This window comes from Pseudarthrobacter sp. MDT1-40-2 (assembly GCF_059383595.1).
The window spans coordinates 352,045-377,352 of record NZ_JBWZCL010000003.1; the positions used below are offsets into that span (position 1 = coordinate 352,045).

Annotated in this window: 18 protein-coding genes and 1 tRNA gene; 4 read left to right on the top strand and 15 right to left on the bottom strand. The window is 62.1% G+C overall.

The genetic code is table 11. The features are described from left to right. Positions 1–63: 63 nt before the first annotated feature. Positions 64–3,696, bottom strand: coding sequence for a methionine synthase (metH, locus tag AC50X5_RS12295; RefSeq protein WP_494976358.1), 3,633 nt, complete (start codon positions 3,694–3,696; stop codon positions 64–66). Between the two features lie 185 nt (positions 3,697–3,881). Beyond that, entirely contained in the window at positions 3,882–4,634 is a 753-nt protein-coding gene (locus AC50X5_RS12300; protein ID WP_494976359.1) for a DUF2971 domain-containing protein, read from the bottom strand. 450 nt (positions 4,635–5,084) lie between these two features. Between AC50X5_RS12300 and katG the strand changes: the two genes are divergently transcribed. The 4 genes from katG to AC50X5_RS12320 all read left to right on the top strand — a co-directional run bounded on the left by katG (position 5,085) and on the right by AC50X5_RS12320 (position 11,388). Next, positions 5,085–7,379 carry a catalase/peroxidase HPI gene (gene katG / locus AC50X5_RS12305; protein ID WP_494976360.1) on the top strand — a complete coding sequence of 765 codons (2,295 nt, stop codon included), beginning with the start codon at positions 5,085–5,087 and terminating at the stop codon, positions 7,377–7,379. A 255-nt stretch (positions 7,380–7,634) separates the two neighbouring features. Next, complete coding sequence (locus AC50X5_RS12310) at positions 7,635–8,852, top strand: dsDNA nuclease domain-containing protein (RefSeq protein WP_494976361.1); 1,218 nt, start codon at positions 7,635–7,637, stop codon at positions 8,850–8,852. A gap of 266 nt (positions 8,853–9,118) precedes the next feature. Then, positions 9,119–9,418, top strand: coding sequence for a hypothetical protein (locus AC50X5_RS12315; protein WP_494976362.1), 300 nt, complete (start codon positions 9,119–9,121; stop codon positions 9,416–9,418). Beyond that, positions 9,415–11,388: a hypothetical protein gene (locus AC50X5_RS12320; protein ID WP_494976363.1), complete on the top strand. Its 1,974-nt coding sequence runs from the start codon at positions 9,415–9,417 to the stop codon at positions 11,386–11,388. The genes AC50X5_RS12315 and AC50X5_RS12320 overlap by 4 nt, the downstream gene beginning before the upstream one ends. Before the next feature lie 328 nt (positions 11,389–11,716). On the opposite strand, the gene AC50X5_RS12325 is transcribed toward AC50X5_RS12320, so the two are convergent. The 13 genes from AC50X5_RS12325 to AC50X5_RS12385 all read right to left on the bottom strand — a co-directional run bounded on the left by AC50X5_RS12325 (position 11,717) and on the right by AC50X5_RS12385 (position 25,173). Continuing rightward, positions 11,717–12,709 (bottom strand): STAS-like domain-containing protein, encoded by a 993-nt coding sequence (locus AC50X5_RS12325; protein WP_494976364.1) that lies wholly within the window; start codon positions 12,707–12,709, stop codon positions 11,717–11,719. Between the two features lie 432 nt (positions 12,710–13,141). Further along, positions 13,142–13,555, bottom strand: coding sequence for a DUF8453 domain-containing protein (locus AC50X5_RS12330; protein ID WP_494976365.1), 414 nt, complete (start codon positions 13,553–13,555; stop codon positions 13,142–13,144). A gap of 153 nt (positions 13,556–13,708) precedes the next feature. Continuing rightward, positions 13,709–13,785, bottom strand: a tRNA-Pro gene (locus tag AC50X5_RS12335). Between the two features lie 290 nt (positions 13,786–14,075). Further along, the gene (locus AC50X5_RS12340; protein WP_494976366.1) at positions 14,076–15,482 is read right to left on the bottom strand and encodes an HNH endonuclease signature motif containing protein; all 1,407 of its coding nucleotides are present in this window, start codon (positions 15,480–15,482) and stop codon (positions 14,076–14,078) included. 133 nt (positions 15,483–15,615) lie between these two features. Next, the gene (der, locus tag AC50X5_RS12345; RefSeq protein ID WP_494976367.1) at positions 15,616–17,166 is read right to left on the bottom strand and encodes a ribosome biogenesis GTPase Der; all 1,551 of its coding nucleotides are present in this window, start codon (positions 17,164–17,166) and stop codon (positions 15,616–15,618) included. Further along, positions 17,163–17,870 carry a lysophospholipid acyltransferase family protein gene (locus AC50X5_RS12350; RefSeq protein WP_494976409.1) on the bottom strand — a complete coding sequence of 236 codons (708 nt, stop codon included), beginning with the start codon at positions 17,868–17,870 and terminating at the stop codon, positions 17,163–17,165. The genes der and AC50X5_RS12350 overlap by 4 nt, the downstream gene beginning before the upstream one ends. 25 nt (positions 17,871–17,895) lie before the next feature. Continuing rightward, positions 17,896–18,609 (bottom strand): (d)CMP kinase, encoded by a 714-nt coding sequence (gene cmk / locus AC50X5_RS12355; RefSeq protein ID WP_494976410.1) that lies wholly within the window; start codon positions 18,607–18,609, stop codon positions 17,896–17,898. Continuing rightward, positions 18,609–19,718, bottom strand: a complete 1,110-nt coding sequence (locus AC50X5_RS12360) for a prephenate dehydrogenase (protein ID WP_494976368.1) — start codon at positions 19,716–19,718, stop codon at positions 18,609–18,611. Before AC50X5_RS12360 ends, cmk begins: the two co-directional genes overlap by 1 nt. 3 nt (positions 19,719–19,721) lie before the next feature. Then, positions 19,722–20,915 carry a pseudouridine synthase gene (locus tag AC50X5_RS12365; protein WP_494976369.1) on the bottom strand — a complete coding sequence of 398 codons (1,194 nt, stop codon included), beginning with the start codon at positions 20,913–20,915 and terminating at the stop codon, positions 19,722–19,724. A gap of 113 nt (positions 20,916–21,028) precedes the next feature. Continuing rightward, positions 21,029–21,640, bottom strand: coding sequence for an SMC-Scp complex subunit ScpB (gene scpB / locus AC50X5_RS12370; RefSeq protein WP_493985803.1), 612 nt, complete (start codon positions 21,638–21,640; stop codon positions 21,029–21,031). 170 nt (positions 21,641–21,810) lie between these two features. Continuing rightward, positions 21,811–22,623 carry a segregation and condensation protein A gene (locus AC50X5_RS12375; protein ID WP_494976370.1) on the bottom strand — a complete coding sequence of 271 codons (813 nt, stop codon included), beginning with the start codon at positions 22,621–22,623 and terminating at the stop codon, positions 21,811–21,813. Between the two features lie 5 nt (positions 22,624–22,628). Next, positions 22,629–23,528, bottom strand: coding sequence for a ParA family protein (locus tag AC50X5_RS12380; protein WP_494976371.1), 900 nt, complete (start codon positions 23,526–23,528; stop codon positions 22,629–22,631). Between the two features lie 286 nt (positions 23,529–23,814). After that, positions 23,815–25,173, bottom strand: a complete 1,359-nt coding sequence (locus tag AC50X5_RS12385) for a cation:dicarboxylate symporter family transporter (protein WP_494976372.1) — start codon at positions 25,171–25,173, stop codon at positions 23,815–23,817. Positions 25,174–25,308 lie beyond the last annotated feature (135 nt).

The following is a 25,308-nucleotide window of genomic DNA, read 5'->3' on the forward strand; positions in this document are numbered from 1 at the left end:
GGCCCTGTTCCTGCCTGAACAGGCACCAGGGCCCACCACCATGGTGCAGATCACAGGCGCCGCTCACACCTTGAAGTACTTCGCCTCCGGGTGGTGGAACACAAACGCGTCGGTGGACTGCTCAGGGTGCAGCATCAGCTCATCGCTCAGGACCACGCCCATCCGCTCGGGCTTCAGCAGTTCGGTCACCTTGCGGCGGTCCTCCATGTCCGGGCACGCGGGGTAGCCGAGCGAGAACCGGGCGCCACGGTAGTCAAGCTTGAAGTACCCTGCCGTGTCCTTGGGCTCCTCGGCAGCGAAGCCCAGCTCCTTGCGGATCCGCGCGTGCCAGAACTCCGCGAGCGCTTCGGTGAGCTGCATGACCAGGCCGTTGAGCTCGTAGTAGTCGCGGTACTGGTTGGCGTCGAACATTTTGGAGGTGAACTCTTCGATCTTCGAACCGGCGGTGACCAGCTGTACCGGCAGGACGTCGATCTGCCCCGACTCGCGGGACTTCACAAAGTCGGCCAGGCACAGGTGCCGGTCGCGGCGCTGGCGTGGAAAATCAAAGCGCAGCCGGTCGGTGCCGATCGGGCCGCCTGAACCACCGTCCGGGGCGAGCAGCCCCGGCGTGCCCAGTACGCCGTCGGGGTCTTCACCGTGGTGCAGAACCACCACCTGTTCCCCCTCGGCGACCACCGGGAAGTAGCCGAAGGCGACGGACGCATCGAGCATTCCTTCGGCGAGGATCCGGTCCAGCCAGTACCGCAGGCGTGGCCGGCCTTCGCGTTCCACCAGTTCCTCATAGGAGGCGCCGTCCTCACCGCGGCCGGGCTTGAGGCCCCACTGGCCCATGAACGTCGCCCGCTCATCGAGGAAGGCAGCGAAGTCGTGGAGTGCAACGCCGCGCACAATGCGGGTGCCCCAGAACGGCGGTGCCGGCACCGGGTTGTCGGTAGCGACGTCGGACCGCCCGGGCATTGCCTCGGGCTCAGTGACGGTGAACTTGGCGCCGCCCTTGTGGATGCGCTTCTTCAGCGGCGGCAGGCCGACGTCGTCCGGGGATTCACCGCGGGCAACCCGCACCAGCGGTTCCATGAGCGCCAGGCCTTCGAAGGCGTCCTTGGCGTACCGGACGACGCCGTCGAACTGCTCTGCCAGGTCCTGCTCCACGTAGGCGCGGGTCAACGCAGCGCCGCCGAGGATGATGGGCCACTTCTTCGCCAGGCCGCGGGACTGCAGCTCGGCGAGGTTCTCCTTCATGACCACTGTGGACTTCACCAGCAGGCCGGACATGCCGATGACGTCGGCGTCGTGCTCCTCGGCTGCGGCCATGATCTCGGCGATGCCCTGCTTGATGCCGATGTTGATGACCTTGTAGCCGTTGTTGGTGAGGATGATGTCCACCAGGTTCTTGCCGATGTCATGCACGTCGCCGCGCACGGTGGCGATCACCATGGTGCCCTTGCCGGAGGAATCCGACTTCTCCATGTGCGGCTCGAGCAGGGCCACGGCGTTCTTCATTACCTCTGCGGACTGCAGCACGAACGGCAGCTGCATCTCACCGGCGCCGAAGCGTTCACCCACCACCTTCATGCCCTCGAGCAGGTAGTCGTTGATGATGCCGAGCGGGGTCAGGCCTTCGGAGCGCGCCAGGTCCAGGTCCGCTTCGAGGCCCTTGCCCTCGCCGTCGATGATGCGCCGTTCCAGGCGGGCCCCGGTGGGCAGTGCCGCGAGTTCGGCGGCACGCTGGTCCTTGAGGGCTGCGGTGTCGACGCCGGCGAACATGTCCAGCATGATGGCCAGCGGATCGTATGTGGTGTTGCCGTCGGCGTCGTATTCGCGGCGGTCATAGACGAGGTCCAGTGCCACCTTGCGCTGATCCTCCGGCAGCGAAGCTAGCGGCACAATCTTGGCGGCGTCGATAATGCCGCTGGTCAGGCCCGCCTGCACGGCTTCGTGCAGGAACACCGAGTTCAGGACCATTCGTGCTGCCGGGTTCAGGCCGAACGACACGTTGGAGACGCCCAGGGTGGTGTTGATGCCGGGGTACTTCGCGCTGATCTGGCGGATGGCCTCGATGGTTTCGATACCGTCCCGCCGGGTTTCCTCCTGGCCGGTGGCGACCGGGAAGGTCAGGGCGTCGACGATGATGTCCTCTACGCGCATGCCCCATTCGTCTATCAGCGCGTCAACCAGGCGGGAGGCGATGGCTACCTTGCCCTCGGTGGTGCGTGCCTGGCCCTGCTCGTCGATGGTCAGGGCGATCACGGCGGTACCGTGTTCCTTCACCAGCGGCATGATGCGCGCGAAGCGGCTGTCCGGGCCGTCGCCGTCCTCGTAGTTGACGGAGTTGACCACCGGGCGGCCGCCGATGAGTTCCAGCCCTGCCTGAAGTACTGCCGGTTCGGTGGAGTCCATGACCAGCGGGAGCGTGGAGGCCGACGCGAAACGGGAGACGATCTCCTTCATGTCCGCCACGCCGTCGCGCCCCACATAGTCGATGCACACGTCCAGCAGGTTCGCGCCAACCCGGACCTGGGCGCGGGCAATATCCACGCAGTCGCCCCAGCGCTCTTCGAGCATGGCCTGGCGGAAGGCTTTGGAACCGTTGGCGTTGGTGCGCTCACCAATGGCCAGGTAGGACAGCTCCTGGTCGAAGTTCACGTGGTGGTAGAGGGAGGCGACGCCGGGCTCCCGCTCGGTGGGGACGCGCTTGTTGGTTCCCTCCGTCTTTTTAGTGCGGAAGGGGGCAAGACGTTCGACGACGGCGGCCAGGTGTTCCGGCGTCGTACCGCAACAGCCGCCCACCAGGCCCAGGCCGAATTCGCGCACGAACTGTTCGTGGGCAGTGGCGAGTTCGGCGGGCGAGAGCGGATAGTGCGCGCCGTTGGGGCCAAGGACGGGCAGGCCGGCGTTGGGCATGCAGGCGATGGCGACGGAGGACTGCTTGGAGAGGTGGCGGAGGTGCTCACTCATCTCATCCGGGCCGGTGGCGCAGTTCAGGCCGATAGCGTCGACGCCGAGCGGTTCGAGGGCGGTGAGCGCGGCGCCGATCTCGGAGCCCATCAGCATGGTGCCGGTAGTTTCTACCGTCACCTCGACGAAGATGGGGAGGCGGATGCCGCGGGTGACGATGGCCTGTTTGCAGCCGTTGACGGCGGCTTTGGTTTGCAGGAGATCCTGGCTGGTTTCGATGAGGAAGGCGTCCGCTCCCCCGTCGATGAGGCCCTCGGCCTGCAGGGCGAAGGTCTGCTTGAGGTAGTCATAGCTGGTGTGCCCGAGGCTGGGCAGCTTGGTGCCCGGGCCCATCGAGCCGAGGACCCAGCGCATCCGGCCGTCTGTTGCTTCCGCCGCTTCCGCGCGTTCGCGGGCGATCCTGGCGCCCTTCAGTGCCAGTTCTGTGATCCGGTCATCGATGCCGTAATCAGAGAGGTTGGACCAGTTGGCGCCGAAGGTATTGGTCTCGACGGCGTCGATGCCCACCGCGAAGTACGCGTCGTGGATGTCCGCAATGACGTCCGGACGGGTGTCATTGAGGATCTCGTTGCAACCTTCCAGGCCCTGGAAGTCTTCCTCGAGCGATAGATCATGGCCCTGCAGCATGGTGCCCATGGCGCCGTCGGCAATGACGACCCGCTGGTTTACGGCATCCAGCAACTCCTGGGCGCGGGCCGGGCGAGGGACAGAGTCAATATCAAGCGCAAAACGAGGCATCCAAACAGATTACGTGTGGGGGCCGTTACGTTGCGCTGTGTGTCTGTGTACTACGGGGAGGGTCAGTGGGCTGGCTCGCTGGGATCTTGACATCGCTCCCGGGCACAAACGAGGAAGTCGTTGGGAAAGCACTCCCGGCGCCAAGGACAAAGTTGTCATCGCAACGAAGCTCGATCGTGCGGGATTCAGACAATAGGATCGCTCGCCAAATCGGAGTGCCGGACACCAAAGCCGTGACCATATCTCTTGCACACCTTATGGATTAGGTCGCTTACCCAGTCCGGAGCATCCGGTGCGACGTGCACCGCTTGTATCAATTTTTTTAGGTCGACGGGAATGGGTATGACAGGAGGCTCGGGACCCAGCGAGATGGCGCTATGTTCCTCCGTGGGATGCGGGATACTTCGCCCCGTCATCATGATGAGGCGAACTTCGCGTTCGTGAGCAAAACTTAATCGCTTGTGCATGAAGCGATCAAAAAAGTTGCCTTCCGGGATGAAAGTCGTTCTGTAGTCGACGTAATTAACTCGGCCGCCGAAGATGCTCCGATCGGACCCAATACTCGCAACCAGACTTTTCCACGTTGTCTTGACAGCGACTCCGCGGCCCTCACGTTGGTAGATGTCCCACATGGCTGCGGACTCGACAGGAGACTCGTGCCAACAGTTGACGTGAGTCGTCTTTAGCCCTGATTCGTGCATGATCGGGTACTGGCGATTCATGTCTTCAAACAACTCACCATAAAGCTTGGGGCGCATATCCACGTTGGCCTGGCTGTATGAACCCTCCCACTTGTCACTCATCTGGTCTGCTCGCGCAAAATAGATCGCTTCGTCCTCGAGCAAGGCGAGGAACCGGGCAAGATCCATATAGCGCCAAAGCACGTCGTCGTCTTCAGGCTGATTGGTGAAGCTGGGGTGAAATTCCGTTACGAACACTTGGCTAGCCTATCGGCAGGCGCTAGAGCAACGGTCTATAGACGTCTTTGAGTGGCAGGCCAAGTTCACTCGTCTTATCAGGAGTGACACCGTCGACGCCAAATCCACTGAATCGTGCGTTTCAGTAATCTGGGCAAACGGAGGGCTTGCCAGACTCAACGCTATTATCACTTCGGCAGCAGATCGACGTGACGAGCGAGTACTGTCATCGGTGCGTTCACCTAACGCCCCGGCTGAAGCTGGAATCGAGGTTTGACGTGGCCCGCGCGCGGATGATTCCCGCGCTCACTGTGGGGCAGATACAGAAACGCCAGGGACTGATCCCCGTGGGAAACCACCACGGCGGCCAGCAGAAGGGGCTCTCCCCCGGGCAGCGTCTCATGATCAAATAGGAGGGTTGAAGCGGCTGCCCGAGTCCGACCACGGCCTCGGCCACACGGAAGGAAGCACATGACCGATCGTCCGGAACACCCCCCGATCCCCACCCCCGGAAGTGCCCAAGGCCTGGACAGCAAGGTTGAAGGCGGGTGTCCGGTGGCACATGGCAGCGTCACCTCGCACGGCAGCGAGAGTGAAAACCCAGCGATCGACCCGCCGCAGCCCAAGGGGCACCGGCCGCGGACCGTCGCGGATTGGTGGCCCAACCAGCTGGACCTTTCGGTGCTTCACGCCCACCACCCGGCGGGTAACCCGCTCGGCCCCGGCTTTAGCTACCGGGAGGAATTCCAGAAGCTCGACGTCGAGGCGCTCAAGCAGGATATTACTCAGGTCCTCACCACGTCCCAGGACTGGTGGCCTGCTGACTTCGGCCACTACGGCGGCCTGATGATTCGGCTGAGCTGGCACGCCGCCGGCACCTACCGCGTCCAGGACGGCCGCGGCGGTGCAGGGGACGGCAGCCAGCGGTTCGCGCCGCTCAACAGCTGGCCGGACAACGCCAACCTCGACAAGGCCCGCCGTCTGCTGTGGCCCGTCAAGCAGAAGTACGGCCAGAAGCTCTCCTGGGCCGACCTGCTGGTCCTCGCGGGAAACGTCTCCCTCGAGTCGATGGGCTTTAAGACCTTTGGTTTCGCTTTCGGCCGCGAGGACGTGTGGGAACCCGAGGAGATCTTCTGGGGACCGGAAGACGCCTGGCTCGGCGACGAACGCTACATCGGTGAAGGTCAGATGTCGGAGGACGTCGGCTCCACTGAGATGGGCCTGATCTACGTCAACCCCGAAGGTCCGATGGGCAACCCGGATCCCAAGCTCGCGGCAGCGTTCATCCGCGAGACCTTCAAACGCATGGCGATGAACGACGAAGAGACCTTCGCGCTGATCGCAGGCGGCCACACGTTCGGCAAAACCCACGGCGCCGGTGACGCCGACGCGCACGTCGGCCCCGAACCCGAAGGCGCCAACCTCGAGAACCAGGGACTGGGCTGGCTCAGCACGTATGGAACCGGCAAGGGTGCGGACACCATCACCTCCGGCCTCGAGGTCACCTGGACGGACCGGCCCACCCAGTGGAGCAACCGCTTCCTTGAAATACTGTTCGAGTACGAGTGGGAGCTGACCAAGAGCCCCGCCGGCGCGCACCAGTGGGTGGCCAAGGACGCCCCGGAGATCATTCCGGACGCTCACGACCCGCAGAAGAAGCACCGGCCCACCATGCTGACCACCGACCTGTCGTTGCGTTTCGACCCTGTCTATGAGGAAATCGGGCGGCGCTTCCTGAAGAATCCGGATGAATTCCAGGTCGCCTTCGCCAAGGCCTGGTACAAACTGCTGCACCGCGACATGGGACCTGTGGGCCCGCACATGCTCGGGCCTTGGGTTCCGGAAGCTCAGCTCTGGCAGGACCCAGTTCCCGCCGTGGACCACGAGTTGATCGGCGAGGAGGACATCGCCTCGCTGAAGGCATCACTTTTGGATTCGGGCCTGTCCGTCTCGCAACTGGCAACCACGGCTTGGGCCGCCGCGTCCACCTTCCGCAAGACCGACCGCCGTGGCGGGGCCAATGGCGCGCGGATCCGGTTGGAGCCGCAGCGCGGCTGGGAGGTCAATGAACCCGAGCAGCTTTCGACGGCGTTGCACGCGATTGAGAGTGTGCAGCAGCAGTTCAACGCTGCCCAGGCCGGAGGCAAGAAGGTCTCGCTGGCTGACCTGATCGTTCTTGGTGGCTGTGCCGCGGTGGAGAAGGCCGCGCGGGACGCCGGGTTCCCCGTCACCGTGCCGTTCCGCCCGGGCCGCACCGATGCCGCCCAGGATCAGACCGACGTCGAACAGTTCCAGTACCTCAAGCCGCGGGCTGACGGGTTCCGTAACTACGTGCGCCCCGGCGAGAAGCTCCAACCGGAAACTCTCATGCTGGACAAGGCGTACATGCTGGACCTCTCCGCGCCGGAGATGACGGCGCTGGTCGGCGGCATGCGCGCCATGGGCGCCAACGTCGGCGGCTCCAGCCATGGCGTCCTCACCGACAGGCCCCAGGTGCTGACTAATGACTTCTTCGTCAACCTGCTCTCCCCCGGCACAAAGTGGAAAGCATCGGAGACAGACGAGAACGTCTACAACATCACCGATGTCGCCACCGGCGAGCTGAAGTGGACCGCCACACCGGTGGACCTGGTCTTTGGCTCCAACTCCCAGCTCCGTGCACTGGCCGAGGTCTATGCCAGCGAGGACGGCAGGGAGAAGTTCGTCAACGACTTCGTGGCTGCCTGGGTGAAGGTCATGGAACTGGACCGCTTCGACCTGCGCTAACCAGTGCGTCCGGGCCGGCTGCAGGCTCGGCTTTATCTCCACCGGCTTCATCCACTATTCGGCTCACCATTGCTCTTCTGCTTAGAAATGGCTCCACGAAAGGTGGCCTAAGGACGATAAATCCACCGTAATCGCCAGCGGCAACAGCGAGTTTCCCGGGTCTCCGATGTCGTGGTAGCGGCGTAATATCTGCTCATCTGGTCTAGGCTGCGGTTAGGTTTAGTCGGGGGAAATTTTTATTCATGGGGTGAGCGTTTGTCTGAAAACAGTGGCACGGGTCGTGGTGTTCCTTCTGGGCCTTTGGAGTCTGCGACCCTCGCTACATTCGCGCGACTTCCTTCCGACCCCACCGGAACCATCACTTTTCAGCGCTTCGTGTGGCAGGCCAAGCTTTCTGTCAGGAATTGGCTCGCTACACTTGCTCCCGCTGGCCCAGTGGCGGTCATCTGTGAACACGTTGAAGACCTAGTAGTCGTCGAAAAAGATATGCTTCGGTTCGCGCAACTCAAGACAAGAGATAAGGGCTCTTGGACCGCGGCAAAGATCTGCCAACCTGGACACGCAGTAGACACCCTCGTGAACTCCTATCTCGCAGCCAAGGAAGCGGGAATTCTCGCTGTGTCCAGATTCGAGGTTTGGCTGGAAGGTCCGCAGTCTGAAGAATCTGACACAGTCACCTTCTTTCGAGATCCGAACCAGGCTTCCGATCGGATTAAACGAAAAATTCGAGCAATGGGGCTAGCGGGTGCCAACCTTAAAGACTTTCTTGGACGCCTAGAGGTGCGATGCCAACAGCCTTCTCGAGAATCCATCGACGCCGTGGTAATGAAAGCCATCGGGGCCGTATGGCCGCACCTGTCCTACACACAGATAGAACTTTTGTATGAGAAGTTGCTCAGCGCCGCCACGGCCGCGCAATCCTCATCAGTACAGCAGGTGGCTTTTCGCTCCGCCGTTGCAGCGGCGGGACTCAACCCCGAAGATATCGAATGGGAACCAATTAGCGCGCAGGCTCTCACAAGGGAACAGCTTCGTGCACTTTGCCCCCCGCTAGGCTCTGACACCAATGAAAGGCTATTTGAGCGTGCCGCCGCAGGCGAAGCCTCTTTACTCGAACTGAAATTGGTCCGGGCCGGCGCAAAGGAGAGAACGATAAACGCAGCCAAGCTAGCGAGAGCTGAAGCGGAGGTCGCTGCCACGACCGTGCTGGCTGCTGGCGTTGTTAATGAGGGCGCACTACACGCTTTGGATCAGAGGATTCTGTCCATGGCGGATTCGCTTCTAGCCCTCGGCACTTTGGGAGGAACTAACTTCGCCAGTCCCGCGGAGTTTATCTACCACAGCCTGATGACCCGGCCAACTGACGTTAGCGCAACAGACGCCATGCAGGTTTATGGTGGCGATCATCGGCTGGTCGTGGGGCACCTTTGCAACATTTCAGATCAGTGCCGCTTTAACTGGGGTCTTTCGTGACCATTCATCAGCCAGCGGCAGCAAGCAGGCGTGATTCGTACCGCTATAGAAGTAGCCGCGAAGCAGAGTCCCGCATTCTCCTGCTGATTGATGGGTTCAGCACGGACGCCTCTGGACCGCGAAGTCTTGAGGGTAGAGTCAAGCTCGCCAAGCTGGACTTCCTGCTCCGTTATCCGAGGCACTTAGCAACTATTCTCGCAAGCCGTGGTCTTCGTGAATCCACGCTTGCTGAACTGGAACACCAAGATAGTCCCCTCGAATCCCGCATGGTGCGATACCGGTATGGCCCCTGGGACCCTAGCCACTTCGCTGTCCTTGGATCCTTGGTGGGCCGAGGGCTTGTTGAAGTCATCCCCGCCTTTGGCACCAATGCACTCGGCTACCGCACCACGAGGGAAGGCCTACGTCTGGCTACTGCCCTCAGAGAGGATGGCGCCTTCGATGACCTCATTGGTCGCATTAAGCTCTTGCGTCGGCATCTGGATCTCACGGGCGAAGGTCTCAAGAAAATCGTCTATCAGCTGCCTGAAGTAGCCGATGCAGCGTGGAACAAGGAGCTGGAATGACTGATCGCTCAAGTACAGAGATCGACGGGAAGAACATCGTGTCGCACAGGCTCCAGGTCAACTCGATTGAATTGCTCGGAGGCAACAGAACCGTCGATCTACGGCCAGGTTTGAATCTTATCCGTGGGGATATCACGACGGGCAAGACCACCCTCGTCCGCCTACTCCGCGGGCTATTAGGCAACATTCCCAAGAATCTGCCGCCAGAGATGGCTGAAGTGCGGGCACTAAAGGGACAAGCTGTTCTCGGCGATCGACCTTGGAGGCTCTACCGCCCGATGGTCACCACCAAGGACGCCCCGGTTGAAGTAGCAGAGGTGAATTCCGAGGAGGGGGCAGAGGGTCTTGCCCTTCGTCTCCCGGCCACAGGTACAGGCGGTTACGGGGAGTTCGTACTGCAGCAACTTGGTTTGCCCGTGATATATGTTCCCCGCGCTAGGCAGGAGCCGACTTTAGATCTCACGCCAGTAACCATCAACGACTGGTTGAACTACTGCATTGTCACGGGTGACGAGTTGGATGTTCAGGTGTTCGGTCATCGTGAGACCTTTCGTGATCACAAAAGACGATGGGTGTTTGAGATTGCGTATGGACTATATGACGAAGAGCTTGCCCGGCTCTCGGCACAAGCTCGGCAAGTAGCCCTAGCTATCCGAGCTGCAGAGGCCGAGCATGAAGTCGTACGGGCATTCCTCTCCGAGGCAGAATTCGGGAGCAAAGAAGAACTAGAGCATGCACTGGAGGTCCAAGAAGAGGAACTCACTGCCCTCCAGGGAAACCAAAAGGACATTCACAATCTGAATGTAGACGAGCCCGCTAGTGAGATTGCTGCTCTCCGAGAATCAGTGCTGAGCTTCCGGCACCGGATTGATGCTGATCGAGCCGAGATTCGGCAACATGGGGCACAGATTCGTGACCTCTCCGACCTTGATCGCCAACTGGTGAGCGTATCCAAGCGGCTCACCCGCTCAATTGTTGCGGACGAGTGGATGGTTGATTTTGATTTCATCGTTTGCCCCCGTTGTGGCAATGATGTCGATCGACACCGTGCAGAGCATCTTAATTGCTACTTATGCCATCAACCTGAGCCCACTGTTTCTCCGAATAGGGAAACCCTTCTTCGCGAACAAGACCGGGTAGCATTTCAGATCGCCGAAACGAAGCAGCTGATCGCAGACAGGCAGGATAGCCTTGCACGAGTGCGCAACGAGAACGACGAAGCAATTGAACAGCTCCGTATGCTCTCAGTGCAGCTTGATCATGCAACCGAACAATTTGTGTCGAGCCAAGCATCAGAACTCAAGGCTCGGGCAGCCGAAGCCGCAACATTGGAGGCAAATATTGCTTGGCTAAGACGCTCCCTGAAACTTTTCGCGCATCAAACGAATCAGCAGGAACGCCTTGACATCCTACGTGACCGCAAAGCCGAGCTGGAGGCTTCCATTGAGGCGCATGACGGCGGAGTCCTTCAGGCCGAGGAGAACATAACTGCTCTTGAGACGCGGATGCTCGATTATCTCCAGCGCCTCCATATACCCACCTTGGGCAATTTGTTGACCGTCAGAATAAACCGCACTAATTATCTCCCTGAGGTCAGCGGGCGTACGTTTGGCGAGCTTTCTAGCCAGGGACTCAAGACTCTCGTGAATGTGGCTCACGCGTTAGCACACCACACGGTGGCTATTGACAGGGGCCTTGAACTGCCGGGATTCATCGTGCTCGATGGCGTGTCGGCAAATTCAGGTAAAGAGGGTCTCGATGGGGAGCGCGTCCTCGACATGTATAAACTCTTCGCTGAAGTATCTGCCTCTTACGGTACTGATCTTCAGATTCTCGTAGTCGACAACGAGCTCCCCTCAGAAATTGTTGCCACTTTGAACGACCGGATCGTGCTGACTCTTTCTCAGGGTGACCGGCTAATTGTCGGTAGAGGTGAGAACTCCCTATTTACTGATGTCGAACGCACGTGAGCGATCGGATCGACGTGAGCTTTTGAGGCCAGAGAGATTGACCACTGACAGGGTCGTTTCGCAGAGCAACGTGCATGGGGTCGCTTCGAGCGTCAGCCGCCGCGCATCAATCTCGCTGTTGCGCTGTCTTCTCCGCCCCTGTCGGTACGACCATTGCCACCGTACGCCCCGGGCCTATGGACCCGAGGACCCAAGGACCCAATTCATCCGACCGTCTACTACCTCGGCCGCTTACGCGCGCTCGTGGGCAATCTTGGCGCCTTCAGTGCCAGTTATGGGATCCGGTCATCGATGCCGTAGTCGGAGAGGTTGCACCACGTGGATGCGATCAAGCCCCACTCCCGTCCACTTTCGTCGACTCGAGGCGCAGGGCGATTGCACGTTCAATCAGCCCACGGTTCGTCACCGAAGCGTTGTCGACAAAGACTCGCCTCCGAAACTCCAGCTCACCCATGCCTGCCGCTAGCTTGGCCAGCACCTCGTCCGCGAAGCTGGAAGAAACGACTCCCACGCCCTTAAAGTCGAGAACAACGTACTGGGCGCCAGCATTGAGGTAGTTGTCCAGCCGTGTACGAATTTCAGCGCCGAGTTTTCGCGATCCTAGGGCCTCTTCAATCTCGGAGACATTAACCCGATGGACGCCATGTTCATCCTCGATAGTCTCCAGGAACTCGCTCGACAGCGGGGGGCGACCGAGGGCTTCATCGATACGGACCTTCGTCGAGCAGTCCAGTTGCCAGTCAACCAAAGTCGCTTGACGGTCCTCCCGATCGACAAGCGGCCGATGGCGGTCGGTAAATGATTCAATTTGCCCCTTTCGCAGGGACCAGTTCCCCCACCCGGATCTGATGTTGAGTTGCCCGCCGTTAATTTCCACAGCCTTCCGCAACCCATAAAGACCATTTCCTTGATTCTGACCACCTTTGCTGGTGACACCCTGCTCCAAAGAGTGGCCAATGGCTCGTGCCGGATCGCGGAGGACATCAAAAGGAGCAGATCTGGTGGTTGCAAGCGACTTTTGGATACCAATCCCTGTATCGCCGACTGCTATGCTGCACTGCCGGCGCTCACGGTGCAACTGCATCATTACAAAGCCCGCATCGGCGTGACTATGCTGAAAGACGTTGTCCATAACCTCATAGAGGCACCACGTGATGGAGTCGATGACTCCCTCCTCACAATGCACTTGATCCGTAAGTGCCTCCATGAACAGTTCCGCAATTCGCTGAGCCTCGGACTCGGTGTCGTACCGCCAAACTGAATGTGTCAGTGTGTGTCCCTCAAAACGGTCGTAGGTGTCGACCGTTAGTGGTTCATCCAAGCGCCGCAGCCTTGAGTCGTCGGGAAGGCGGAGGGTGATTTTCTGCCCTGAATTCCGACGAAGGTCCGCAAGTACGGAGGCAAACGGAACGGCACCATTCGGATAGACCTCACGCACACGAGAAAGGTCTAGTACGAGGTCTCGATCAGCGTGGTCGCGGGCGGTCTCGAGTAGCTGGGTCGAACGTTTTGGACTTCGCAGATCCCGAATATCCCAAACCCATGGTTCCCGCCAAACTGCCATCCGTGCCCCCGTAGTCCCTATTTAGTAACTGGATAATCTTGCCATAGAACACGAGCTGGCACGGCCGGGTGCATGGCCACTAATATTCGACCCAGACAATGGTCGTCGCGCGTCAATCAGTGAATGGTAGATCGCCTTTTTGCTCTTAAAGGCGAGACCTGGCACGGCTACTGGAAGTTGTCACCAATTTCACCACCGCCACTGGTCCAGCCGTTGAACTTGGCGACTTATGAGGGAAACAACGTAGTACGCCCTGATCGAAGCCACAAGGTTTGCTTGAAGACGCCTGCCAGACGCTTCTCCAAGTTTCGAACTGTCTCCGCGAGCCCACATCAGTCGGCAATGGAGAACTGATGGAGACACGGACGTCGCGACACTACTGCCACTGTTGCCGATGATGAAATTTGGCATCGAGACCGAGGCCTCGTCGTCGCGGATGTCCACCCAGACGTACGGCTGAGCTGCATCAATCCTCGGCTGCCGTTGGATCATGGTTAGCTCCCGCGATGCCGGTGAAAAGTAGGACCACGAAGGCGATGACCACGGCCACGCGAGATATCCAGGTTTCCGGAGAAAACGTAGCGAGTCAAAATTGAGCTCCATGGTGCAACCCTCTTATAGCGGTACTCAGGTTCAGGCTCCGAGAGTCAGTCACCTGCTACTGCCACCGGCGGGTCTGTGGCGCACATCAACGCGCCCGGGCCATAAAAAGAAAAGAGCCGGAATCCCGCGTTTCCGCGTAATTCCGGCTCTTGCTGGTCGGGCTGACAGGATTTGAACCTGCGACCCCTTGACCCCCAGTCAAGTGCGCTACCAAGCTGCGCTACAGCCCGCTGGTTCCGCCGTTCTCCGCTGCAACAAATACCCGTGTTTCCACGAAATTCATCTCAGCAGTCCGGCCGAACCACCTTGAAAAGCTTACACGATTCCGGCAGGTGCCAATGACCAAATGGCTAGCCTTTCCGGCTTCTCTTTCGCGGACGAGCATGCTGAGCCGGATGGCACGACTTCGAAGCCGAACGTTTCGGTCAGGCCCAGGTAATCTGGCGCAGCAAGCTCACCCATAACGAATTCAACGTCAACGCCGGCACAAGTAACCTACAGCACCGCGTACAGGGACCACTCAAAATGGAGGCGGGTCGGAAGTAGTTCCGGGCTCACGATGACGTCCCGGTACCCGTGTTCGACTGACGTAAGTACCGCCGATGTTTGTCGCCGGAGCCGGCGGGTGGTCCGTGTAACTACGGCCAGTAGGGCTGGTCCATTCCAGTACCCCTCCACCGGTTTGCTTGATCTTCCAGCGTGAATGGTGCTTGAGCATGTGGTGACGCCTGCAGAGCCCGGCGAGGTTGCCCGTTTCCGTAGCACCGCCTAGGGCAGCATCGTGCGTATGGTCCAGGTCGAGGTCGCGAGCTTTGATTCCGCAGCCAGGGAAGCGGCATCGGGAATCCCGGGCCGTTAGCAGCCGCTTGAGGTCCTCGCGTGGCCGGTACCGGTCCACGGCAAGCAAGGCACCGGTGAACGGGTCCGTCAGAACCCGGTTCCAGGCAGTGGCCTGCCCAGCCAAAGCACGGGCGGTGGCAGGGTCGATCGGGTGGCGGCCGTCTATCTCGGCGGGAACCCGATCAGCACCAGCGGCAGTCAGGCCGGGCCCGCCACTAACCAGATTCGAAACAGGAATTGTCACGTCCACCCGCCCTTGGATAGCCGCCAGCAACCCATCAGGGGTGTCATGGCCCAGCGGTGCCCCGCAGAGCAGCAATTCAGACAGTAGATCGGCACGAAGCTGATCCATAGTTCGGGACGGACCAGCACCAGAAGGAGAGGCCGCAGAAGAAGCATGAGCCCGGGCCATCTGAGTCAGCCGGTCGTGGATGCCATAGGCGACTGCAGCAGGCAGCACCGCCGCCAGCTCGGCCATACCGTCCGGCAACGGTGCCACCCGGACATGGCGCTCCACCGCGGCCCGCTCGTGCCGGTCAGCCAGCAACGAGGGCTGGGCCTTCTCGGCTTCGCGGACAGCCAGCCGCCTCACCCGGCCGGGCGCCTGCTGTTCGGCACAAGCCACCACCACGGACTCGTACCGGGACAAAGCCGCGGGGCAAGCAAGCACGGTCCCGGCATCCTGGATCACCCGCACGTGCGCCTGACTGATCCGGCCCTCAGCAAAGGCCTGGAACGTCACCGGGAACCGGTCCAGCAGTTCAACTGCCTCGCCCATCTGCCGCTGCACGGTGCGGTCGTTAGCGCGCGTGGCGGTGGCGATCTCCGCCGCTACGGCCCGCTGGGATAGCTCCGCCGAGCGTGAATCCAAGCCCGCAGCTGTGAACCCGGGCCGCGCACCGCCGTCGTTCATGACGTCCGCCAGCCGCGACGCCATGGCGAGCGTGCGCTCCCGCAGAGCCTGCAACCCGGCAATCGCCGACTCCACTGACTGCAGTGTGGAGACCATCCCATCCAGCACCACCAGAGGATCTGGCACCGCAGAATGAAGCGGCGTCCCCTCGCTCAAACTGCTGGTGATCTCCATGAATCAATCACATCACCGACCACTGACATTTCCAGCCCGCCCCGAAGACAGAGGAAACGGAACCCAACACAAACGGCGCGCCTCCCCAAAGGGAAGGCGCGCCGTCGTCAATCAGTACGGTCTGTTGAAAAACCTACTTCTTCCGGCTCCGCTTTTCACGGACGCGCATGCTGACCTCGATGGGCGTGCCCTCGAAGCCGAACGTCTCGCGCAGGCGGCGGGTGATGAAGCGGCGGTAGCCCGGATCAAGGAACCCGGTGGTGAACAGCACGAACTTCGGCGGCCGGCTTGAGGCCTGCGTGCCGAACAGGATACGGGGCTGCTTGCCGCCACGCACGGGGTGCGGGTGCGCTGCGACGAGCTCGCCAAGGAAGGCGTTGAGCCGGCCCGTGGCGATCCGCTTGTCCCAGCTCTCCAGGGCAATGTCCAGGGCCGGAACCAGACGGTCCTTGTGCCAGCCGGTCTTGGCGGAGATGTTCACGCGCGGCGCCCAGGCCACGTGTGCCAGGTCCCGCTCGATCTCCGTCTCCAGGTAGCTACGGCGTTCCTCGTCCAGCAGGTCCCACTTGTTGAAGGCCAGCACCAGGGCGCGGCCGGATTCAATCGCCAGCTGCAGGATGCGCACGTCCTGTTCGCTGAGCACTTCATCCACTGCCAGAAGCACGACGGCGACCTCCGCCTTCTCCAGCGCGGCCTGCGTCCGGAGGGAGGCGTAGAAGTCGGCGCCCTGTGCCATGTGCTGGCGGCGTCGGATGCCCGCGGTGTCCACGAAGCGCCAGGTGCGATCGCCCAGTTCAATGAACTCATCAACCGGGTCACGGGTGGTGCCTGCGGTGTTGTCCACCACAACGCGCTCCGTACCCGCCAGCTTGTTCAACAGTGATGACTTGCCCACGTTGGGGCGGCCGATCAGCGCGATGCGGCGCGGCCCGCCGGAGCGTTCCACGCCTTCGATGGTGGAGTATTCCGGAAGCGTGTCGATGACGTGGTCCAGGAGGTCGGCCACGCCGCGGCCGTGCAGCGCGGATACCGGGTACGGCTCACCAAAGCCAAGGCCCCAGAGCGAGGCGGACTCCGCTTCCTGGGCGAAGTCATCCACCTTGTTGGCCACCATGATGACCGGCTTCTTGGACTTGCGCAGCATCTTCATGACGCCCTCGTCCGTGGCGGTGGCGCCAACGGCGGAGTCAACAACGAACAGTACGGCGTCGGCAAGCTCCACGGCCATTTCGGCCTGCTCGGCAACCCGGGCGTGGATGCCGCGGGCGTCGTGCTCCCAGCCGCCGGTGTCCACCACCGTGAAGTTCTGGCCGTTCCAGCTGGCCGAGTACATCACGCGGTCGCGGGTTACGCCGGGGGTGTCCTCCACCACTGCTTCGCGGCGGCCCAGGATACGGTTCACCAGGGTGGACTTGCCAACGTTCGGCCGGCCGATGATGGCCAGGACCGGATCGAGCTTAACCGGGCCGTCCAGGTCCTCGTCGTCGTAGTCACCGCGCAGCAGCGCGGCGTCCTCGTCGTCCAGATCGTAGTCTTCCAGCCCGGCGCGGAGGGACGCGGCACGTACTTCGGCCTCGTCGTCGCCGATCGCAGCCAGCCGCTCAGCCACCTGGTCCGTGCCGGTGGGCGTGTAGTCTTCTTCGCCGGAACCTGACGGGCCGGAGTTGGGAGTCGAATCGCTCATTGCACTTTCCTTAGATGGTCATCTGCCGGCGTCCCGGCTACTGCTGTGGTGGTTGCGTTGTGCTTCGCCGTAGGCAAAGAATCGGGCAAAGACTGCCCGCTGTGCGCAATTGCTTGCTCGACCGTGCCGGCCAGCGCGGCGCGGATTTCCGCAGCCACCCTGTCCATTGAAGCACGGCCGGATTCCCCGTCATGGCGTCCTACGCCAATGGTAGGGCCGAAATAAACATTGAAACGGCGCCCCGGCTTGGGCACTGAATCGAGGTGGTCCGTACCGGTCCTGGTGCCAAGAATGGCCACCGGAACCACAACTGCCTGCGAGTTCAGCGCCAGCCAGGCTACGCCGTTATTGATGGCCGCGGCGCTGCCTCCGCCGCGGGTTCCTTCGGGAAGGATTCCTACGCAGCGGCCGGCGTCGAGCACGTCCTTGCTGAGCTGCAGCGCGGCCCGGTCACCGGAACGGTCTACGGGCAACTGCCCGGCGGCCCTGAGGACCAGCCCAAGGAAACCCTTGAACATCTCCTTCTTGACCAGGATGTGCATCCGCCGCGGCGCCGCCCCGAAGAGCACCGGTCCGTCCAGGAAGCTGATGTGGTTGGCGGCAAAGATCACCGGCCCGTTGACGGGAACGTTCTCACGGCCTGTCACCGTGGTCCGGTACACCACGTGGTCCAGAATCCAGCCGACGACCCGGCTCCAACCCATGGTGAGCGGGGACGGTATCCGGCGCTCAGTCACGGTTAAGGACCTTACTGACAATCACCAGTGCCGCCTGCACGGTTTCCTCGAAGTCCAAGTCCGAGGAATCCAGCGTCACCACACCATCGGCGGCCTGGGTGAAATTCACGACGGCGGAGTCCCGGGCATCGCGCTGCGTCACCTGGGCTGCCAGTTCGCCGGCAGTCTGGGTACCGCCAAGCTGGGCGCCGCGCCGGCGAAGGCGGGCTTCCTCGCTGGCGGTCAGGAGCATCCGCACCTCGGCGCCCGGGGCTACGACGGTGGTGATGTCGCGGCCTTCAACGACGATGCGCCGGTGGTGCTCCTCGATGATGGCGCGCTGCCGGCGGATCAGCTCGGTGCGGGCGCCGAGCGTGGTGGCCACGGCGCTCACGGCCGAGGAGATAGCTGGTTCGCGGATAAGATCCGTAACCTCCACGCCGTCCACCCGCACATATTCCTCGCGAGGGCTAGTACTCATGTCCAGCACCAGGTCCCGCGAGGCCTGTTCAACGGCTGCTGCGTCATGAAGATCGATCCCGGCGTCCAGGCAGTGCCAGGTCAGGGCCCGGTACATGGCGCCGGTATCCAGATAGGCCACCCGGAGGCGCCGGGCCACTTCCTTGCTGACGCTGGATTTGCCGGAACCGGACGGTCCGTCGATGGCGATAACCAGCGAGCGTCCTACCCGGAGGGCAGGCATGGTGTCGATCAGTTCCTGTGTCATCACTGCAATACCCGCCATCCACGGTCGTTCAAAGCTTCGATCAGGTGGTCATGCTTGTTGGGCAGCACGGAGATTTCCACCATGCCAACGTTTTGTCCGGACGAGTGGTCCAGCCGCAAATCCTCAAGGTTCACGCCGATCTCGCCGATCTCGGTCAGCAACTGCGCGATCTGGCCGGGACGGTCATCCACCAGCACCGTCAGCCAGGAATACGCCTGGGGCGGGCCGCCGTGCTTGCCCGGTATCCGGGCCTGACCGGCGTTGCCTTCGCTGATGAGCTGGGCCAAATCCAGCCGTGCCCCGGGAGCAGTGGGATCTTCCAGCGTGCCGATGAGGCGGTTCAGGTCCTCGCGGACGCCGTAAAGGATCTCCACAACCTTCGCCGCGTTGCTGCCGAGGATCTGCACCCACAGCGACGGATCGCTGGCTGCGATCCTGGTGACATCCCGCAGTCCGTTGCCGGCCAGCGACAACGCATGCAGCGGAGTCCCCTGCAGCCGGCTGGCCAGCAGTGAGGACATCACCTGGGGCAGATGGGACACCAGCGCCACGGCTTCGTCATGCTCTACAGCGGTGAACTGCGAGACCACGGCACCCAGGTCCGTAGCCAGTGCCCTGGCAGTCCCCAAGGCTTTGGCCGACGTTTCATCGGCCGGACACAGAACCCACGGCATCGAGGTGAAGAGCTCACCGCGGGCCGCCACGGGACCGGATTTTTCCCGGCCGGCCATGGGATGGGTTCCCACGTAACGGCTGAGGTCCGCTCCCCTGCCGCGAAGGTCCGCCTGGATGGCAGCCTTCACGCTGGCAATATCCACCACCACGGCATCCGGGTAGCTCTTCAGGGCATGCTGAACGACGTCGGCAGTAACGTCCGGCGGTGCGCCCACCACTACGAGTTCAGGCGCACTGCCGGCAAGCTCACCCGCAGGCCGTCCGGCGCCAATATCGACGGCGACGGCCTGGTTGGTGGGCGAAGGATCAGAAAGGTAAACCGGAACGCCGCGGCCGCGAAGCCCCAAGCCAATGCTGGTGCCGAGCAGCCCCGTACCGATCACCAGGACCGGGCCCTTTAACTGGCCCGGGCCCTGGGCACGGAACGCGGACATCCCTCAGAGCCCCACTGATGCCATCAGGTGGCCGACTTCCTGCCTGCCCAGGTTGCGGATGCTGCCCTGGCGCTGGTCGCCCAGGCCAATGGGACCAACCTTGACCCTGACCAGCCGGATCACCGGGAAGCCCACGGCGTCGAACATCCTGCGGACGATCCGGTTCTTTCCGGAGTGCAAAACCACTTCGATCAGCACGTGGCCCGGGGTGGAGTCCACCAGCTTGAAGGAGTCCACTGCCGCGATGCCGTCTTCGAGCTCCACGCCGGAGCGGAGCTTTGCGCCCACACCCTGCGGGAACGGGCCCTTGACCTGGACCAGGTACGTCTTGGGTACCTCGTAGGAAGGGTGCGTCAGGCGGTTGGCCAGTTCGCCGTCGTTGGTCAACAGCAGCAGCCCCTCGGTGGCGACGTCGAGCCGGCCAACGTGGAAAAGCCGTTCGCCATGCGTGTTGCGCACAAAATCGCTGATGCAGGGGCGGCCTTCGGGATCCTCCATGGTGGAGACAACGCCCTTGGGCTTGTTAAACACCATGTAGATGAGGCTTTCATCCAGCTGGATACGGATGCCGTCCACGTGGATGACGGCCTCGGCCGGATCTACGCGCATGCCGAGCTCGGTGACGACTTGGCCGTCAACCTCCACCCGGCCTTCCGCGATCATCTCTTCGCAAACGCGACGGGAAGCCACGCCTGCCTGAGCCATCACCTTTTGGAGGCGGACGCCGTCCTCATCATGCAAGTCGGACTGCGGCACGGGACCCTGGGGGCCGCGCTTGCGGCTGGGCTTGCGGACCGGGCCGAGGTTCTGGCCAAACCGCTCGCCGCCGAAGGCACGTGTACCGAATGTCTTGGCCGTGGCAGTGCGCGGCTTGGGAGCGCCCGGCGAACCGGGAACCTTGCCGGCGCCCGGCTTCCCGGCGCCTGCCTTGCGTACTCCGGAGCGGCCGGTGGCCGGCCTGCGGTTCGACTGTTCAGCAGCCTCGGTGGGCTGCTCGTCCGGATCGATAAAGCGTTCTTCGCGGGGCTTTGGCGCCCGCTGCGGGCGGCCCGAGCCGCCGAATCCTTGACTGCGTCCCGTGGCGCTGTTCCCCGAGCCGCGGCCTGCGCCGCCCTGCTGGGGGTTTCGAGAGTTTTGTCCGGAACCATTACGTCCCGAACCGTTACGTGGTGAACCCTGGCGTCCCGCCTGTGTCATGACCCGTCCTTCGTTGATGATGCCTGGCAAAGGCTGTCCGGAAACAACCCTAGCCAGCCGCGCAGAATTCGTCTGCACGGTTGGTGAGTAAATTCGCAGGCGGGATTTCCCGCCTACATGGTTCCGGCGTCGTAAAACTCGTCGATTCCTTCCAGCCCCGGGAGATGGGGCGAAAGGTGCGGCAAATCGGCAACCGAACCGATTCCCATTCTTTCAAGAAAGTAGGAAGTGGTCCGGTACAGGACCGCACCGGATTCAGGATCAGTTCCCGAATCTTCGATCAGTCCGCGCTGGGTCAGCGTCCGCACGACGGAGTCAACATTGACGCCACGAATCGCAGACACCCTGGCCCTCGATACCGGTTGCCGGTAGGCAATCACCGCCAGTGTCTCCAGTGCCGCCTGTGTCAGCCTTGCTGTTTGCCCCTCAAGGACAAAACGGCCAACTACGTCGGAGAATTCGGCGCGTGAATACAGTCGCCAACCGCCGGCTATGTTCCGCAATTCGAAACCCCGGGGGCCGGTTCCTGGTCCGGCGGCGCCTGATTCCCTGGTAACTGCTTTATCGAGGAGTTGGCTGCCGCCGTCGGAATCCGTATCCGGGGCTTTAACAGTATAGCCGTCATACTCCCGCTGCAGTTCCGCCAGCAGTTCCTCCACTACCGGAATCGTCAGCTGTAGGCCCGCGGCAAGTTCCGCGGCAGTGGCCGGCTGGTCCAGGACCATCAGCACCGCCTCCAGGGCAGCCTTCCGGCCCCCGGGCAGATCAGCGTACTGGTCTTGGTGATCGAGCTGGTCCTGGTGATCGAGCTGGTCTTGGTGATCGAACTGGTCCTGGTGATCGAGCCTGTCGAGATCCTCTTGATCAACCTGCCCTTGGCCAACTGCCTCTTCTGTCATGGCTGCTCCTCGTACTCTTCACTCAGGTTGCCGCTGCTCCACTCATCAGGCCCGGCACTCCAACGCACCGTCAGCTCACCCAGTGGCTGGACCTGGTCGAAGGCCACGGCGCGGTCCCGGTACATTTCCAGCAAGGCCAGGAACCGGGCCACCACCACCAGGGTTGATTCGGCGTCGGCAATCAGGGTACGGAAGGACAGCGCGCCGCCCTGCTGGAGCAGCAGGCCCAGGATCTCGGCCTGCTCGCGGACGCTGACGTTGCCGCCGTGGAGGTGGGCGATGCCGACCTCGGTGGGCGCAGGCTCTTTGGGTTCCAGCGCCTTCCGGGCCAGCTCCGCAAACTGTTCGGGCGTGTGCCGCCAGATAAGTTCCGGCAGCATCGCGGCGAAATGTTCCTCGAGGGCAACCTGCCGCGGGTACCGGGCGGCCTCCTCTTCCAGGGTCCGGGCCATCATGGCCGCGATTTCCTTGAAGGCCTTGTATTGCAGGAGCCGCGCGAACAGCAGGTCCCTGGCTTCGAGGAGGGCTATGTCCTCCTCGTTTTCCACCTCACCGGCGGGCAACAGCCGTGCCGCCTTGAGGTCCAGCAGGGTGGCCGCGATGACCAGGAACTCGCTGGCCTCATCCAGCGCCCACTCCTCGCCCAGCTTCTGGAAGCGGCGGATGTACTGGATGAATTCGTCAGTCACGGTGGCGATGGCCACTTCCGTGATGTCCAGCTCATGCTTGGCGATCAGGCCGAGGAGTAAATCGAAGGGGCCGGTGAAGTTTGCCAGCCGGACTTCGAAGCCGGCTTTGGTTCCAGCCACTGCCCCTACGGCGCGCCGCCGCGCGAGATCAGTTCCTTGGCCAGCCGGCGGTAGGCGTCGGCACCGATATGGTTGCCCGCGTAGCTGGTGATAGGTTCGGCGGCGACGGTGGCGTCCGCAAATTTGATGGACCGCTTGATGACTGTTTCGAAGACCTTATCCCCGAACGCTTCCACCAGACGGGTGATGACCTCGCGGCTGTGCAGGGTGCGGGCGTCGTACATGGTAGCCAGGACCCCGTCCACCTGGAGCCGCGGGTTGAGCCGGTCCTGGACTTTGTCGATGGTTTCCACCAGCAGGGCAACGGCCCGGAGCGCGAAGAATTCGCAGATCAACGGGATGATCACACCGTGGGCTGCGGTCAGCGCGTTGACCGTGAGCAGGCCAAGGGAGGGCTGGCAGTCGATGAGGACGACGTCGTAATCGTCTTCGACCTTCTTCAGGGCACGGTCCAGGACCTGCTCGCGGGCTACCTCGTTGACCAGCTGCACCTCAGCCGCGGAGAGATCGATGTTGGCGGGCAGCAGGTCAACATTCTCGACGCCGGTCTGCTGGATGGCGTCCCGGATGTCCACTTTGCGGTCCATGAGGACGTTGTAGACAGTCAGATCCAGTTCGTGCGGGTTCGCGCCGAGGCCTGCGGAGAGGGCGCCCTGCGGATCGAAGTCAACCAGCAGGACACGCCGGCCGTATTCTGCCAGGGCCGCTGCGAGGTTGATAGTGGAGGTGGTTTTACCCACTCCGCCCTTCTGATTCACCATGGCAATCACCCTGGCAGGACCGTGTGAGGCCAGCGGTGCGGGCTCGGGGAACTCCCGCAGCGGCCGCCCGGTGGGGCCCATGACGGACTCTTCCAGATCGGTTTCCGTGCCTTCCAGAGTTGCTGAACCCTGTTCGCTGCTCACGTATCTATCCACACTTTCGATGACGGCGATTGTCTTGCTGGCTGAGTGCCGCTGGATATCCAGCGCCGATCCTGCTTTCCCCCTAGGCTACAGCTCCCGACACGGTATTCGGGGGAACTTGACTTGGCCGGACTTTTGAGCCTTTACCTTCTAGTAGAGGTCGAAGGTTGCCTGCGCTTGAACGGCAGAACCGCCCGTGCACGGGGACCTGTGCACGGGCGGTTCTGCTGGTTCTACTGCGTTTTTCCGGTCCTTCCGGGTTTCCTTCCAGAAGGGGCGCGCCTGGCTAGACGCCTGCCCGGACCGGCTCAGGAACCGGGCTGGAGGCCGCCGGGGCCTGTACCTCTTCGCCGTGTCCTGCAATCATGGTCTGCTCGTCGAAGGGAAGCTCGCCGGAGAGCACTCGGGTGACCTGTCCGCCGTCGATCTCCTTGACCCAGGTTCCCACCAGGACGGTGGCCACGGCGTTGCCCGTGAAGTTGGTGAGCGCGCGGGCCTCGGACATGAACCGGTCGATGCCAACAATCATGCCCACGCCTCCCAGGAGTTCGGGCTTGTGGGCCTGCAGGCCTGCGGCCAGGGTGGCCAGGCCGGCGCCGGTGACGCCTGCGGCTCCCTTGGAGGCGATGATCATGAAGATCAGCAGCGACAGCTGGGCTCCGAGGTCCAGCGGGGTCCCCATGGCGTTGGCCACGAAGAGGGAAGCCATGGTCAGGTAGATGGCCGTGCCGTCAAGGTTGAAGGAGTAACCGGTGGGTACGGTGACCCCGACGACGGGCTTGGAGACTCCCAGGTGCTCCATCTTCGCGATCAGGCGGGGCAGTGCGGCCTCGGAGGACGAGGTGGAGAAGATCAGCAGGTATTCGCGGCCCAGGTACTTCATGAGCTTGAAGATGTTGACACCGGAGACTGCCTTGAGCAGACCGCCCAGGATAATCACGATGAACAGGGCGCAGGTGATGTAGAAGGCGGCCATCAGGGTGAACATGCTCACGATGGCCTGGAAGCCGGTGGCTCCGACGACGGCTGCGATGGCACCAAAGGCTCCCACCGGAGCGAGCCACATGATCATGATGAGGATGCGGAAGACGAGGACCTGCCCGTGGCCGATGGCCTTGAGGATGGGGGCACCCTGCGGACCCATCTTTTGCAGGGCGAAGCCTACGAGGAGTGCGGCGAAGAGCGTCGGCAGGACTGGAATGTCCCCGGGGATGATGCCCAGCAGGAAGGCGACGGTGCTGTCCACCTCGGCCTTCTTGGTGGGATCGTAGGGAGCAAGCTTAAGCCCCTCGCCCGGGTGGATCAGGTTGCCCACCACCAGGCCGATGGCGAGTGCAAAGGTGGACATCAGGACGAAGTAGCCCAGCGCCAGTCCGCCAACCTTGCCGACGGTTGCCGCCTTGGCGATGGAGCCGATGCCCAGGACGATGGTGCAGAAGATGATCGGGGCGATCATCATCTTGATCAGCTTGATGAAGCCGTCACCGAGCGGCTTGAGGGATTTTCCTACCTCGGGGAACATCAGGCCGATGACGGCGCCGAGGATAACTGCGGCGATGACGGCGATGTAAAGGTAGTGGGATTTGTCGATGCCTTTGCGTGCTGCTTTGGCAGGCGCGGCTGACTCTCCTCGTTGAGAAGCCATGGTGTGTCTCCTTATGGATAGTCTGGTGGACGCTGCCGCACAGTCTCTGGGCTCATCACGTCGTCCGATGTGATATCCATCATTAGGCACGGCGTGACACGGCTCACTGTTGCGTTCATATTGGTCATGGGAGGT